This is a genomic window from Kordiimonas lacus, from assembly GCF_001550055.1.
GTDB lineage: Bacteria > Pseudomonadota > Alphaproteobacteria > Sphingomonadales > Kordiimonadaceae > Kordiimonas > Kordiimonas lacus.
In genome coordinates this window covers 116,228-130,162 of record NZ_LRUA01000004.1, presented here as the reverse complement: position 1 = coordinate 130,162, position 13,935 = coordinate 116,228, and the positions used below count along the sequence as shown (strand labels likewise).

14 protein-coding genes and 1 tRNA gene are annotated in these 13,935 nt (G+C 57.4%); 5 read left to right on the top strand and 10 right to left on the bottom strand.

The annotated features are described in order from the left end of the window. Positions 1-50: 50 nt before the first annotated feature. From ygfZ to KORLAC_RS19160, 3 genes are all read left to right on the top strand, one after another. Positions 51-836: a CAF17-like 4Fe-4S cluster assembly/insertion protein YgfZ gene (ygfZ, locus tag KORLAC_RS07225; protein ID WP_068304939.1), complete on the top strand. Its 786-nt coding sequence runs from the start codon at positions 51-53 to the stop codon at positions 834-836. 77 nt (positions 837-913) lie between these two features. Then, positions 914-1,816: a hypothetical protein gene (locus KORLAC_RS07220; protein ID WP_068304937.1), complete on the top strand. Its 903-nt coding sequence runs from the start codon at positions 914-916 to the stop codon at positions 1,814-1,816. Between the two features lie 68 nt (positions 1,817-1,884). Further along, positions 1,885-2,007 carry a hypothetical protein gene (locus KORLAC_RS19160; RefSeq protein ID WP_277620377.1) on the top strand — a complete coding sequence of 41 codons (123 nt, stop codon included), beginning with the start codon at positions 1,885-1,887 and terminating at the stop codon, positions 2,005-2,007. On the opposite strand, the gene KORLAC_RS07215 is transcribed toward KORLAC_RS19160, so the two are convergent. The 9 genes from KORLAC_RS07215 to KORLAC_RS07180 all read right to left on the bottom strand — a co-directional run bounded on the left by KORLAC_RS07215 (position 2,004) and on the right by KORLAC_RS07180 (position 11,787). Beyond that, positions 2,004-2,831 (bottom strand): phytanoyl-CoA dioxygenase family protein, encoded by an 828-nt coding sequence (locus tag KORLAC_RS07215; RefSeq protein WP_068304935.1) that lies wholly within the window; start codon positions 2,829-2,831, stop codon positions 2,004-2,006. The genes KORLAC_RS19160 and KORLAC_RS07215 overlap by 4 nt on opposite strands. 56 nt (positions 2,832-2,887) lie before the next feature. After that, a complete protein-coding gene (locus tag KORLAC_RS18875; RefSeq protein WP_160328610.1) occupies positions 2,888-3,034 on the bottom strand; it encodes a hypothetical protein in 147 nt (48 codons plus the stop codon). Between the two features lie 44 nt (positions 3,035-3,078). Then, positions 3,079-5,739, bottom strand: a complete 2,661-nt coding sequence (ppdK, locus tag KORLAC_RS07210; protein ID WP_068304933.1) for a pyruvate, phosphate dikinase — start codon at positions 5,737-5,739, stop codon at positions 3,079-3,081. 103 nt (positions 5,740-5,842) lie between these two features. Continuing rightward, positions 5,843-7,948 (bottom strand): glycine--tRNA ligase subunit beta, encoded by a 2,106-nt coding sequence (gene glyS / locus KORLAC_RS07205; protein ID WP_068304932.1) that lies wholly within the window; start codon positions 7,946-7,948, stop codon positions 5,843-5,845. Between the two features lie 3 nt (positions 7,949-7,951). Continuing rightward, the gene (locus KORLAC_RS07200) at positions 7,952-8,848 is read right to left on the bottom strand and encodes a glycine--tRNA ligase subunit alpha (protein WP_175445661.1); all 897 of its coding nucleotides are present in this window, start codon (positions 8,846-8,848) and stop codon (positions 7,952-7,954) included. A 117-nt stretch (positions 8,849-8,965) separates the two neighbouring features. After that, positions 8,966-9,706 carry a type I methionyl aminopeptidase gene (gene map / locus KORLAC_RS07195; protein ID WP_068304929.1) on the bottom strand — a complete coding sequence of 247 codons (741 nt, stop codon included), beginning with the start codon at positions 9,704-9,706 and terminating at the stop codon, positions 8,966-8,968. 3 nt (positions 9,707-9,709) lie between these two features. Then, positions 9,710-10,012 carry a chorismate mutase gene (locus KORLAC_RS07190; RefSeq protein ID WP_074519494.1) on the bottom strand — a complete coding sequence of 101 codons (303 nt, stop codon included), beginning with the start codon at positions 10,010-10,012 and terminating at the stop codon, positions 9,710-9,712. A 32-nt stretch (positions 10,013-10,044) separates the two neighbouring features. Continuing rightward, positions 10,045-10,932: a S49 family peptidase gene (locus KORLAC_RS07185; RefSeq protein ID WP_068304927.1), complete on the bottom strand. Its 888-nt coding sequence runs from the start codon at positions 10,930-10,932 to the stop codon at positions 10,045-10,047. Positions 10,933-10,965: 33 nt separating this feature from the next. Further along, positions 10,966-11,787 carry a tRNA1(Val) (adenine(37)-N6)-methyltransferase gene (locus KORLAC_RS07180; protein ID WP_068304925.1) on the bottom strand — a complete coding sequence of 274 codons (822 nt, stop codon included), beginning with the start codon at positions 11,785-11,787 and terminating at the stop codon, positions 10,966-10,968. 154 nt (positions 11,788-11,941) lie between these two features. Here KORLAC_RS07180 and KORLAC_RS07175 point away from each other — a divergent pair, with 154 nt between their 5' ends. After that, entirely contained in the window at positions 11,942-12,970 is a 1,029-nt protein-coding gene (locus KORLAC_RS07175) for a polyprenyl synthetase family protein (protein WP_068304923.1), read from the top strand. Between the two features lie 5 nt (positions 12,971-12,975). Here the strand turns inward: KORLAC_RS07175 and KORLAC_RS07170 are convergent, their stop codons facing one another. Beyond that, complete coding sequence (locus tag KORLAC_RS07170) at positions 12,976-13,686, bottom strand: hypothetical protein (protein WP_068304921.1); 711 nt, start codon at positions 13,684-13,686, stop codon at positions 12,976-12,978. Between the two features lie 124 nt (positions 13,687-13,810). On the opposite strand from KORLAC_RS07170, the gene KORLAC_RS07165 reads away from it, so the two are divergent. Beyond that, positions 13,811-13,887 (top strand) — tRNA-Pro (locus KORLAC_RS07165). Positions 13,888-13,935: the final 48 nt, after the last annotated feature.

Below are 13,935 nucleotides of genomic sequence, written 5' to 3'. Positions count from 1 at the left end.
CAATAAAGTGGCTATGTGTAGCGTGAATATCAGCACCAGATAGGAATTTTATGTCAGCCGCCCTGTTGAACCTCGATCACCGCGCCATCCTTCGTCTGAAGGGCCCGGATGCCCGCAGTTTCCTGCAGGGGCTGGTGACCAACGACGTGATGCCTGTAACGGCCGGCAGAGCCGTGTACGCTGCCATGCTGACCCCGCAAGGGAAATATATGTACGACATGATCATCATGGCGGATGGCGACGACCTGCTGCTGGATATTGAGGCAGAACGAAAGACAGACCTGATGCGGCGCCTGATGATGTATAAGCTTCGGGCGGATGTGACAATCACGGACGAGACCGACCTCGGTGTCTGGGTATCGCTGGAACAGCCAAGCGCAAACGGCGTGTCAGTGCCTGACCCTCGCGACGCAATGTTGGGTTGGCGGCTTGTAACCGCAGAAAAGCCGGATGCCCCCGCCCTGGAGCGCGACACCTATGAACAGGCCCGGCTGCGGTTGGGTGTGCCGGACGGCAGCCGCGACATGGAAATTGAAAAATATTTCTGGCTGGAAACGGCGGCCGAACGGCTGAACGGCGTATCCTTCACCAAGGGGTGTTATGTCGGGCAGGAATTGACCGCCCGCATGAAGCACCGCACCAACCTGAAGAAAATGCTGCGCCCCGTACGCGTTGAAGGCGGCGCGCCTGAAGAAGGTGCTGTCATTGAGACAGCAGAGGGCAAGGCAGCGGGCACCGTTCGCACCTCAAACGGCGAATTTGCGCTCGTCTACTTCCGGCTGGAGCACGAAGCCGCAACGCTCACATGCGACGGCAAACCGGTGATCCTGTTATAATTATTGCATTTGCAGTTCTTTAACCTCCGCAATCTAGTCTTGGTCTTTGCGTGTAACAATCAAGACGGGGACTTTGCGTGCGCACTGGACTGATCCGGGGTGTGACTGGGCTTTTACTGGCATTTATTGTCAGCGCCGTCCCCGCGCATGCTGAAAACAAACCCACCATCACTTGGCTAAAGCTTGATTGGCAGCCCGCCTGGATCAATTCGGGGCCCTGGGCAGGTAAAGGCTATGCGCAGGCAGGCGAACGCATGCTGCAGGCCCGCATGCAAGAATTCGATCATGCCGTCCAATCCGTTGTGAATGTCCGCATCTACACAGTCATCAAGACAATGGAGGCCTGCTTCGCAACCGCGCCCTACCGCGGCATTGACCTGAGTCCAGACCAGAGAGACGGCCTGGTTTTCAGCGCCCCAACGTTCCTGTTCTTCTATCATGGCATCATTGCCCAGGAGAAGGCGTTGCCCGTTATTCAGGCCCACGCCGATCAGGGACGAGTCGACTTCAAAAGACTGATTGAAGACAAAGCTGCCAGAGGTGCCTTCCAGCCGGGCCGTGTCTACAGCCGCTGGCTCAATGACATTTTCGCGAATGATCCAAACACGGGGAATATGTTTCGCTGGTCCGGGCGCACCAGCCTGACCCAAAGCATGTTCAAAATGATGGATGCCGGGCGCTTCGATTATTTTGTCGACTATTATGCCATGCTGCGATTTCATCAGCTGACCGAAGGCAACAGCGGCCACTACAGCTATTATCCGATCCTGGAACATGAGAATGAGTTTGGCATGGGCGGCATTGTCTGCAATGACACGCCCCAAGGACGCATGGTGATTGCGCGCATCAATGAAATTCTCTCCAGTCTTCGGCAAACAGATGAATTCACCAACGCCAACGCCTTCTGGCTGATGCCACCCGGCCAGGAAGCCAAATACTGGCGCCTCTGGCATCAGGAACTGCTAACCCGCACAGATTGACGCACTCACACTAATAGTCTTGTCTTTTTTCCCCGCTTGTGGTGCCATTGGGCAAACGGGGAAGGGCTATGACCAAGAGCAAAAAACAACGCACACAGGAAAAGAACAAGGCGCATGAGCGGCACAATCTGTTTGTGCTGGGCGCCGCTGTCGCCTCCATCCTGATCATCGTGCTGGCACTGGCCAACTAGTCAGCCAATAGCTTTGCTGGATGACGGCCACCAGCATGCCCCATGAAGGGGGGATGTATCTGATAGCCCAGAAGCGCCTGCATACTCTCGGGCATCTGCGCCACATCCTCACGCGGGATGGACAGGAAGAAATTCTCCTGCTGGCGCGCCCAGGTGGCGCAATACTGCGGGAACAGCCCAAGCCTGCCGTGGTCGGTCACATTGCCCCCTGCCCTGTGCCACAGGTTCCCCAGGAATATCAGCACCGATCCCCGCGGCATTTCCGCCGTTACGATCTCTGCGTTTTTTGGCGATGCCCAGCCGTCCGCCTGTCCGGCTTCATGAATCTGAAACGCGTCATAGGTTTCCAGCACGCCTTCGGGCCTCTGATCGTCGCCCCAGGTGTGGCTGTAGGGGATCAGCTGTGTGGCGCCGTTTTCAGCCGTGAAATCATCCATCGCCCAGATGGCACCAACGGAGAACGCGGGCCGAGGCCGGGGGATAGGATAGAAACTGTCGTCTGTATGGAACGCTTGGGGCTGTTCGCCAGGCAGCACATTGGCCGCCAGCGCCGCCGTGATCAGGCAGTCACCCCACAGAAGCGGCTTGATGATCTTGAGGACATCTTCATTATCAAAGAAAGGCCACAGCGCCGGACCGTATTTGGGCAGCGAATAAATGCGCTGGGTCTTGAAGCCTTCAAACTGGTTCCGCCCTGTGCGCTGGCCGTCAAATATCGGGTCCAGTACCGCGCGGCAGGCATCCAGCTTTGTCTGCGGCATCAGGTTTTCAATAATGAAATAGCCGCGGTCCTTGATGGTCTCGATAATGTCAGCGTGGTTCATGGCCTTCTCCCTTGAAACTGAGGTAGGTTCAAAACCACCAAAGAAAAATTCTTAAATCAAACTGCTCTTATAAGGCCCAGCAATACTTCACCAATGAAACGCACGATTTTGCCGTCTTCGTCCACCAAGTAAAGTACCACCGACCCCAGGATGATTGTTCCGATCACTCTATAGACCAGCTTGGAAAGCTTCCGATCGTCCACATTGCTCCCCCAAATGCAAAGAGGGCCCGAAGGCCCTCTGAAACCTAGTCCTTCAGCGCTGCCTGTGCGGCCGCCAGCCTTGCGATCGGCACCCGGTACGGCGAGCAGGACACATAATCTAGCCCCGTGCGGTGGCAGAACTCCACCGACGCCGGATCGCCGCCGTGCTCACCACAGATGCCCAGCTTCAGGTCAGGCTTGGTAGACCGGCCGCGCTCGGCGCCGATTTCCACAAGTTCGCCCACGCCTTCCTGGTCGATGGAAACGAATGGGTCCTGCGCGAAGATGTCTTTCTTCACATACTCGTCCAGGAACCGTGCTGCATCATCCCGGCTGATGCCGATGGTGGTTTGCGTCAGGTCGTTGGTACCAAACGAGAAGAAATCAGCTTCAACGGCAATCTTGCCCGCCTGCAATGCAGCGCGCGGCAGTTCGATCATGGTACCGACCAGATATTCAACGGTGTGGTCTTGCTCGCTGAACACCAGGCTCGCCGCGGCATCCACCACCTGGCGGAGCATACCCAGTTCCTTGCGGGTCGCCACCAGCGGGATCATGATCTCAGGCACGACCGTTTCGCCGGTTTCCTTTTCAACCGCGATCGCCGCTTCAAAGATGGCGCGCGCCTGCATCTCATAGATTTCCGGGTAGGTAATGCCGAGGCGACAACCCCGGTGACCCAGCATCGGGTTAAACTCATGCAGTTCAGACGCCCGGCGTTTCAGATGGTCCACATCCGCGCCAATGGCTTTCGCCACATCTTCGAATTCGTCTTCCTCACGCGGCAGGAATTCATGCAGCGGCGGGTCCAGAAGGCGGATTGTCACCGGCAGGCCGCGCATAATCTTGAAGATTTCTTCAAAGTCGCTGCGCTGCATCGGCAACAGTTTCTCAAGGGCGGCTTTCCGGCCCGCAAGATCATCCGCCAGGATCATCTCACGCACGGCAATGATGCGCTCGCCTTCAAAGAACATATGCTCCGTGCGGCACAGGCCAATGCCTTCCGCGCCAAACTCACGGGCGGTCGAGGTGTCATGCGGTGTATCGGCATTGGTACGAACCTTCAGCTTGCGGTAGCTGTCGGCCCATTCCATCAGCTTGGCGAAATCGCCCGCGAGCTCAGGCTGCAGGGTTTTCACTTCTCCGATCATCACCTCACCCGACGCGCCGTCGATGGTGATGATGTCGCCTTCCTTGACTTCACGGCCCGCGCAGGACATCACACCTGCCTTGCCGTCGATGCGCAACTGACCAGCGCCAGACACACAGGGCCGCCCCATGCCGCGGGCCACAACAGCCGCGTGGCTGGTCATACCGCCGCGGGCGGTCAGAATGCCTTTGGCAGCGTGCATGCCGTGAATGTCCTCGGGGCTGGTTTCAACCCGGCACAGGATCACAGCTTTGCCTTCCTTGGCGGCTGCTTCGGCGTGGTCTGCGTCAAACACCACCTCGCCAGAGGCCGCGCCAGGCGACGCCGGAAGGCCACGTGTCAACACATCACGCGGGGCATCCGGGTCCAGCGTTGGGTGCAGCAGTTGGTCAAGGGCTGCGGGCTCAACCCGCAGCACGGCTGTTTTCTCGTCGATCAGGCCATCAGCCGCCATTTCAACGGCGATCTTCAGGGCCGCTTTCGCGGTCCGCTTGCCGGCGCGGGTCTGCAGCATCCACAGTTTGCCGCGCTGAACGGTAAACTCGATATCCTGCATGTCCTTATAGTGTTTTTCGAGCTTGTCGAACACGTCCGCCAGCTCCTTGAACACTTCAGGCATGCTTTCTTCCATCGACGGCAGCGTGGCGCCAGCAGCTTCGCGGGCAGCCTTGGTCAGGTTCTGCGGTGTGCGGATACCGGCCACCACATCTTCGCCCTGCGCGTTGATGAGATACTCGCCGTAATATTCGTTTTCGCCGGTGGATGGGTCCCGCGTGAAGGCCACACCCGTCGCTGACGTGTCGCCCATGTTACCGAACACCATGGCCTGCACATTTACGGCCGTGCCCCAGTCTTCCGGGATATTGTTCAGCTTGCGGTATACCTTCGCACGCTCAATCTGCCAGCTTGAGAAAACGGCACCAATAGCGCCCCAAAGCTGCTCACGCACATCCTGCGGGAACGGCTTGCCAAGCTCTTCTTCCGTCTTGGCCTTGAACTGCTGCGCCAGATCTTTCCAGTCATCCGCGTCAAGGTCGGTGTCCAGATCGACACCCTTTTCTTCCTTGTGGATCTCGATCAGTTCTTCGAAGTGATAGTGATCAACCCCGAGCACCACGTCAGAATACATCTGAACAAACCGGCGGTAGCTGTCCCAGGCAAAGCCGGGGTTGCCGCTGTTTCGTGCCAGACCTTCAACCGTTTCGTCATTCAGGCCCAGGTTCAGGACCGTGTCCATCATCCCTGGCATGGAAACCCGTGCACCAGACCGCACGGACACCAGAAGCGGGTTTTCCTTGTCGCCAAATTTGGCGCCAACACTTTTTTCAATTGCTGCGATGGCCTGGTTGACTTCGCTTTCAAGCGTGTCGGGATATTCCTGGCCGTTGGCGTAATAATAGGTGCAGACTTCTGTGGTAATCGTCAGCCCCGGAGGCACCGGCAGGCCCAGCGAGGCCATTTCGGCCAGGTTTGCACCCTTGCCGCCCAGGAGGTTCTTCATATCTGCACGGCCTTCAGCCGCGCCATCACCAAAGCTGTATACCCATTTGGTCATGCTCTACAGTCCTTTGTCGCGTGCCCGGGTCCCCTTTAAAGGCACGCAGATTTCAGAAGGGCGCCGGGCAGTTTTTATATCTGGTTGCCCGGCCATTTTACGATCAGCCCTCGATCAGGCTGAAATCGGCCACGGTATTCACCGCGGCTCGAATTTGGCTCAGAAGCGCAAGGCGGTTGGCCCGCAGCGCCTCATCATCGGCGTTCACCGTTACCTTGTCAAAGAAGGCATCGATTGGCGCTCTCAGTGTAGATAGAGCGGCCATCGCCTTTTCAAAATCTTCCGCGGCCAACGCATGCTCCGCGTCGGCGCCCGCGCGGGTCAGGGCAACAGCAAGTGCTTCCTCTTCCGGATCAATGAGGGCGGCTTCATGAACGTCCTGGTCATAGGACTTGCCGTCTTTCTTCTCTTCGATCTTCAGGATGTTAGCGGCCCTCTTGTAGCCCGCCAGCAGGTTGGACCCGTCATCGCTTTCAAGGAAAGCCGACAGGGCTGCAACCCGGTTCAGGATGCGCACCAGGTCATCATCGCCTTTGGCAAACACGGCGTCGATCAGGTCGTGCCGCACACCAAGGTCACGCTGCTGCACTTTCAAGCGGTCAGCGAAGAACGGCAGAAGATGCTCTTCGAACATGCTTTCCAGATGCTTGAGGATTGCGTCCTCACCGCCTTCGGCGTGCAGTTCCAGATACGGCTTGAGCGGCTTGGCAGCCAGGCCCAGCACATGCTCAAGCGGCAAGCGGATACCGTTTTCTGTGATCAGGCGAATGACACCCAAGGCTGCGCGGCGCAGCGCATAAGGGTCCTTGGAGCCTGTCGGACGTTTGTCGATCGCGAAGAAACCAACAAGCGTGTCGATTTTTTCTGCCAGAGCCACAGCAACAGATACCGGTGCACTAGGGCAATCATCCGATGGGCCCGCAGGCGCATAATGGTCCCGGATGGCGTCAGCCACCGCATCGCTTTCGCCCTGTGCCTTGGCATAATAGCGGCCCATGATGCCCTGCACTTCAGGGAATTCGTAAACCATGCCGGAAACCAGGTCAGCTTTCGCAAGCTCTGCGGCGCGCTCTGCCTCTGCCGGGTCACAGCCTTCGATGTATTCAGCCAGGAAGCCTGCCAGCGCTTTCATCCGCGCAACACGGTCAGACATGCGGCCCAGTTCAATATGGAACACGATGTCCTTGAGCTGCGGCAGATTGTCCTCCAGCTTGCCCTTGAGGTCCTGTTCCCAGAAGAATTTTGCGTCTGCGAGGCGTGCGGCAATCACCCGGCCATTGCCGGTTGCGACAGCCGCGCCGCCATCCTTTGCTTCAAGGTTCGACACCGTGATAAAGTGCGGCGCCAGCTTGCCGGTTTCCTTGTCGCGGGTAACGAAATATTTCTGGTCCTTCTTCATGGTCAGGATCAGCACTTCTTCCGGCACTTCCATGAAGCTTGGGTCAAAGCTGCCCAGAAGCGGCACAGGCCATTCAACGAGGCCCGCCACTTCCTGCAGAAGCCCCTTGTCTTCGACCCATTCAACGCCCTGCTTGTCAGCAAGGGCCTTCGCGGCTTCAGCGATCTTGGCTTTGCGCATCGCTGGGTCCAGCACCACTTTGGCGTCCTGCAGCTTGGTACGGTAGTCAGCGAAGTCTGTCACCTCAAAGGCGTCCGGCGCCATGAAGCGGTGACCGCGCGTGGTGTTCCCCGCTTTGATGCCGTCGATGTCCAGTTCAACCACATTGCTGCCGAACAGGCACAGGATGGATTGCAGCGGGCGCACCCAGCGGAGGCTGCCATCGCCCCAGCGCTGGGACTTGGGCCATGGGAAATTGCGTACGGTGGCTTCAAGCGCTTCGGCGATCACTTCTGTCGTCGCGCGCCCCGGCTTTTCGATCATGGCGAAGAAGAAAGTACCTTTCTTTTCTTCGCGTTCCTCAAGCTGGTCACGGGTTACGCCTGCGCCGCGCATGAAGCCTTCAAGCGCTTTTTCCGGCGCGTCAACGCGGGGGCCGCGGCGCTCTTCGGAAATATCAGGTGTTTTGTCAGGGATGCCGCTGATGGTCAGCGCAAGGCGGCGCGGTGTCGCGAACGCTTCGGCGATCTCATACACAAGGCCCGCTTCCTTCAGCGCAGTCGTCATCATTTCCTTGAAGTCGTCAGACGCTTTTTTCTGCATCCGCGCCGGAATTTCTTCGGACAGGAGTTCAATCAGAAGGTCACTCATGACTTATACCTCCCAGCCGTTTTTCTTGATCCAGGCTTCACAGCAGCCCTTCGCCAAATCCCGCACACGGCCGATATAGGCCTGTCGTTCCGTTACCGAAATGACGCCGCGCGCGTCCAGCAGGTTGAAGGTGTGGGAAGACTTGATGCACTGCTCGTAGGCCGGAAGCGGCAACTCGGCTTCCAGAAGCTTGGCGCATTCCTCCTGTGCCTTTTTGAAGTCCGCGAACAGCTTGTCGGTGTCGGCGTGCTCGAAATTGTAGGCAGACTGCTGGCGCTCGTTTTCAAGGAACACGTCGCCGTATGTTGCGCCGGCGCCGTTGAAATCAAGGTCATACACATTGTCGACGCCCTGCACGAACATGGCCAGGCGCTCCAGCCCGTAGGTCAACTCACCTGAAACCGGTTTGCAGTCAAAGCCGCCCACTTGCTGGAAGTAGGTATATTGGCTGACTTCCATGCCGTCGCACCAAACTTCCCAGCCAAGGCCCCAGGCGCCCAGGGTTGGGCTTTCCCAGTCGTCCTCGACAAAACGGATGTCATGCAGCTCGGCATCGATGCCGATCGCTTTCAGGCTGCCCAGATAAAGTTCCTGCATGTTCGCAGGGCTTGGCTTCAGGATCACCTGAAACTGGTAATAATGCTGCAGCCGCATGGGGTTTTCACCGTACCGGCCATCGGTCGGGCGGCGGCAGGGCTGCACATAAGCGGCTTTCCATGGCTCTGGGCCAAGCGCCTTCAAGGTGGTCGCCGGGTGAAATGTACCCGCGCCCATTTCCATGTCATATGGCTGAAGGATGACACAGCCCTGATCGGCCCAGTAATTCTGGAGCGTCAGCAGCATTTTCTGGAACGGCATGGCGTCCGGATTGCGTTTTGCAGTGCTTGAAGAGTCTGTCATGAATGACCGCTTTAAAAAATCGAATCTGTTACTCGGAATTGCTGCGCTGCAAACTAACGGGCGGACCCCATGGGGTCAAGCAAGAGAATCCCTTGGCGTAGCAAAGATTTTCAAGGCTCACGCTGTCAGGATAATTGGCGCGCCTTTTGTGACGATAAAGGTATGCTCGAACTGGGCTCCGAAGCCGCCATCAGCCAGGCGGAGGGTCCAGCCGTCCTCGTCCTCATAATATTGGTCGCTGTGGGTTGCCAGGAACGGCTCGATGGTCAGCACCTGCCCTTCGTGCAAGCGCTCGCGCTCACGCGGATAATAGATGTTCGACACCGTCGGCTCTTCATGAATCCAGCCACCAACACCGTGACCATTGAGGCCCTCGATAATCTTGAAACCATATTTGGCCGCTTCGCGCTCCACCACCTTGGCGATGGCGTTCAGGGGTTGGCCCGCACGCGCCGCGAACATGGCTTTCCGCTGCGCTGCCTTGGTGGCATCCAGAAGGGTCTGCAGGTCAGGCGAGATGGTGCCCACCGCGAAGCTGGAGCCCGTGTCAGCAAAAAAGCCGTCCTTCTCAGCCGACACATCGATATTGACCAGGTCGCCTTCCCGAAGCGGAATGTCGTTCGGAATGCCGTGCGCGACCGCGTCACCCACGGAAATACAGGTGAAGCCGGGGAAATCATAGGCCAGCTTGGGCGCCGATGTCGCGCCGCGCTCTGCCAGCATCTCGCCCGCCATGGTGTCCAGCTCAAGCGGGGTCACACCGGGCACTACCCTTGTGCCCATAGCAGCCAGCACATCGCGGCAGATAGCGCCAATTTCCTTCAGCTTTTCAAGCTGGTCCGGCCCGTCAACAGTCATGCCCTAAAGCTCGCCTTTCTCTTTGATCCGCTCATGGTGCTGGATCACTTCCCGTATGATGAAATGGAGGAATTTTTCGCTGAATTCCGGGTCCAGGTTGGCGGAATTCGCCAGCGTACGCAGCCGTTCGATCTGCTTCTGCTCGCGCCCTGGGTCAGCCGCCGGCAGGTCATGCTCGCGCTTGTAGAAACCAACCGCCTTGGTGATCTTGAAGCGTTCGGCCAGCATGAAAATCAACGCCGCGTCGATATTGTCGATGCTTTCCCGGTAGGCATTCAGCTGGGTCTCGTGTTGTTCGCTTGTCAAAGCGCTTCCTCCGTAAAGTATACTTTAGGGCCCTATAGCCCGAAACGGTTCCAAAACAGCCGTTCCTCGATCGCCGCCAAAAGCCCATGCGGCATATCTTCGATCTGGCCGATCCCGCTTGTATGCTGGGTGTCGCTGCCGCGGCCAAGGCCAAGGATCGACCCCAGGCGGGGTTTGCGTTCGCCAATCAGGCGCAGCCGCACCTTTTTGCCGAACCGGTCCCGAAGAACTTCACGTGCGTCGCCCAAACCGTCCACAAGACCCATTTTGACGGCGTCGGCACCCGTAAAGACATCCCCGGAAAACAAGCGCCCACGTAGCCCCTTGAGGCGCTTGCCCCGGCGCTCGCGCACCAGGGATTTGAAATGTTCGTGGACCTCTTCCTGAATTTCCTTCAGGCGTTCCACATCTTCTTCCTTCTCTGGCGAGAAGCTGTCCAGCATGGCTTTCCGCTCGCCTGCTGTGTAAAGGCGCCGATCAATGCCCAATTTCTCGATCGCCTTATCGAAGCCAAATCCGCTCGCGATCACGCCAATACTGCCGATGATCGACGACTCGTTCGCGTAGATCTCGTCGCCCGCCAGCGCCAGCATGTAACCACCTGATGCTGCAACATCTTCAGCAAATGCAAGCACTGGCACATCTTTTTCGCGCGCAAGGTCGCGGATGCGCTTGGTAATCAGTGCACTCTGCACAGGTGATCCGCCGGGCGAGTTAATCTGCAGCGCCACAGCAGACAAGCCCGGAATGGTGAAAGCATGCTCAAGCGTTTCAGCCAGGGACGCCATGTTCAGATTCTGCTTGAAGCGCTGGCCCGGGGCAATCACGCCATAAAGCCGTACCACTGCCACAACGGGGGGTGGGTCGCCGAACAAGCGGCGACGCAGTTCATAGAAGAATTTGGACAGTCGGTTAGCCATGGTTGCTACTTTGGATAATCATTCTGCCCCTGATTAACGGCTTTGACGCGGATGCGCAAAGGCTTTCAGGTCAAGAGCCGCGCCATCACGCAAAATTTCTTCGGCTTCACGGGTATAGCGTTCCACCTCGCCATGCAAGGCAAGCCCCGGCAGAATACTGGCGGTGCCGTGCATGCCCTTGCGCCCCTGGATGATCACCCGCTTGGCGGGAGAGCCGTAGCGCGGCCAGAGTGGCATGATCTTCAACTCCCCCACACGCCGGTGCAGGTGGGCAATCACTTCATCCACCCGGTCGGCCCGGTAAATAATGGATACCGTGCCCTTGTTGCGCACCAGATGAATGCAGAATTTCACCCAGTCGCGCACGCCAGCGCTGAGGTCCATGTGCGCAAGTCCCTTGGTTTCCGCCGGCGGCCGAATACCCTTGCCGTCCGCCAAATAGGGCGGATTGACCATGACATGATCATAGGTAGCTTCATCTTCCTGTTTGAGGTCTGTAATACTGCCCTCATCAACGGTCACCCTGCCCTCAAGGCCGTTATAAGCGATGTTGCGGCGCGCGAAATCAAGCATATCCGACTGAATATCAATGCCATGAACAGACACGCCGGGAACCCGCCGCGCCAGGCAAAGGGCCGCGCCTGCAGACCCAACACCGCCTTCAATCACCCGCTCGCCAGCCTTGGCGGGCACGCAGGCGGCCAGCATCACGGTGTCCATCGACACACGATAGCCGCACTTGGGCTGGATCAGCTTTACGGCGCCGCCAAGGAAATCATCGACCGTTTCCCCTTCACCCAGGCGTGGGATCGCGGGAAAGAGATGCGCGCTATTGTCTCGGGCTTGATCGTCCACGGGGTTTCGTTCACCACTTGTTTATTTGATACGCTTAATTGTACGTGGAAATTATCTGGGGTCAATTGACCTAAAATGCGTGCAAATCCTTGCCAGCCCTGATGTCAGGCAGTAATGTCCGCGCGCTAAATATAAAAATGAAAGCGGGGATCGAATGTCCAGCAACGTTGTAAATATGCGCGATCACAAGCAACCAGCCGCCGATAAGGAGGCAATCGACCGCCTTCAGGCCATGACCGCTGATGACATGCAGTTGGTAAACGAAACCATCCTGAAGCGCATGGACAGCCCCGTGGCCCTCATTCCTGAGCTGGCCGGACACCTGATCTCCTCAGGCGGAAAACGCCTGCGTCCCATGCTGACCTTGGCTTCGGCCAAGCTTGTTGGCTATGAAGGCAAGCGCCATATCGGCCTCGCTGCCGCCGTTGAATTTATCCACACCGCCACGCTTCTGCATGACGATGTGGTGGACGAAAGCAACATGCGGCGCGGCAAGAAAACCGCCAATCTTATCTGGGGCAACCAGCCGACTGTTTTGGTGGGTGACTTCCTTTTCAGCCGGTCATTTGAGTTGATGGTGGAAAGCGATTCGCTGCGCGTCCTCAAGATTCTGGCAAATGCCGCTGCCGTTATCACTGAAGGTGAAGTTCTGCAGCTGACCACTGCCAATGACCTGACCACGTCAGAGGAAAAATACCTGGAGGTGATCACCGCCAAGACGGCCGTGCTGTTCGCCGCTGCCTGTGAAGTGGTGGGTGTGGTGTCCGAACAGGGCGCAGAGGTTGAAAGTGGGCTCGAAGCCTACGGCCGCTATCTGGGCATCGCCTTCCAACTGGTGGATGACGCGCTGGATTATTCTGCCAAGCAAGCGACATTAGGCAAGGAAATCGGCGATGACTTCCGCGAAGGCAAGGTGACCCTGCCCACCATTCTGGCCTACCGCCGCGGCAGTGAAGAAGAGCAGAAATTCTGGAAATCCACCATGGAGCGCCGCAAACAGGCCGAGGGTGATCTCGAAAAAGCCATCGACCTTCTGAGCCAGCACGGCACACTGAATGACACCATCGAACGTGCCCGCCATTATGGCAACATGGCCAAGGACTCGCTGGCAATTTTCCGCGACAGCCCGGCCAAGAAGGCGCTGATCGATATCGTCGATTTCTGTGTGATGCGGGCCTACTAGGGCGCCTACTCTATTGGTAGCTGTCCGTTGTGGTTCATGACAGGTCGCACCCAGCCACTCTGTGTCCAACTCACCACAGCAAGCTCAATGGGCTCTCCCGCACGGCGCGTAATGCGCCCAAGGTCGCAGTCTGGGCGTCCAATGATGGCCATTTCCCGGGGACATTCAAACGTCACAAAATAGGCTGGCTGTGCCTGAACCATGGATGCCTGGTAGCTAAAGTTTGCTGACACATAACCTGCTGGCAGGTCTGCCCATTCGGCAACGGTCATCACACGGCCGAGGTCAAATGCTCCAACATAATGCACCGCTGCTGGCACCACCTCAAATCCAAACGCTCCTTCAGAATAGCTGTCATAAGAAATTGTACGGGCATTATAGCCGCGCAAGGAATAGGCGACAATTTCCTCAAGAAACCAATGACCTGGCTCAAACGTGGCTTCAACAAAATACTCACCTGTCGGCATCTTCCCGTATGGGCCCGATTTGACAGACCCCTTTGGAGCGCTCACAGACACAGTCTCCTTGAAAGCTTTCCCGGTCGAAGGGTCATATTTGCGAAATTTGAGTTCGGGACGGACCATACCCTTGAAGTCTATCTTCATGACAACTAGGCCAAGGTCCCTTTGGGCCAAGTAGCTAATGTCTTTCTTATCGCCGCCCATACAGCCTGAAAGAAGAACGGCCAAGAACAAAAACCGGGTCACGTTTTTCATATTATCCCCCAATATCGCGCCTTGTATAGAGCACACGAACCTATGTAACAGATATCGCGTAACTGTATGGCCTGCAAGGCCTTGTTCCTGCGCCTGAACTGCTGTAATTTTCGGTTCGGCGTATCGGGGAGTAGCTCAGCCTGGTAGAGCACCGTCTTCGGGAGGCGGGGGTCGCAGGTTCAAATCCTGTCTCCCCGACCAATTTCTATCCAATGTTCTAAGCCTTCAGCCAATTGACGCGCTTATCAA

Coding starts and splice junctions, on each gene's coding strand:
- ygfZ (WP_068304939.1), top strand. CDS start 51: ATGTCAGCCGCCCTGTTGAACCTCGATCACCGCGCCATCCTTCGTCTG.
- map (WP_068304929.1), bottom strand. CDS start 9,706: ATGACTGTTGACGGGCCGGACCAGCTTGAAAAGCTGAAGGAAATTGGC.
- glyS (WP_068304932.1), bottom strand. CDS start 7,948: ATGAGTGACCTTCTGATTGAACTCCTGTCCGAAGAAATTCCGGCGCGG.
- ppdK (WP_068304933.1), bottom strand. CDS start 5,739: ATGACCAAATGGGTATACAGCTTTGGTGATGGCGCGGCTGAAGGCCGT.
- KORLAC_RS07185 (WP_068304927.1), bottom strand. CDS start 10,932: ATGGCTAACCGACTGTCCAAATTCTTCTATGAACTGCGTCGCCGCTTG.
- KORLAC_RS07215 (WP_068304935.1), bottom strand. CDS start 2,831: ATGAACCACGCTGACATTATCGAGACCATCAAGGACCGCGGCTATTTC.
- KORLAC_RS07175 (WP_068304923.1), top strand. CDS start 11,942: ATGTCCAGCAACGTTGTAAATATGCGCGATCACAAGCAACCAGCCGCC.
- KORLAC_RS07200 (WP_175445661.1), bottom strand. CDS start 8,848: ATGACAGACTCTTCAAGCACTGCAAAACGCAATCCGGACGCCATGCCG.
- KORLAC_RS19160 (WP_277620377.1), top strand. CDS start 1,885: ATGACCAAGAGCAAAAAACAACGCACACAGGAAAAGAACAAGGCGCAT.
- KORLAC_RS07170 (WP_068304921.1), bottom strand. CDS start 13,686: ATGAAAAACGTGACCCGGTTTTTGTTCTTGGCCGTTCTTCTTTCAGGC.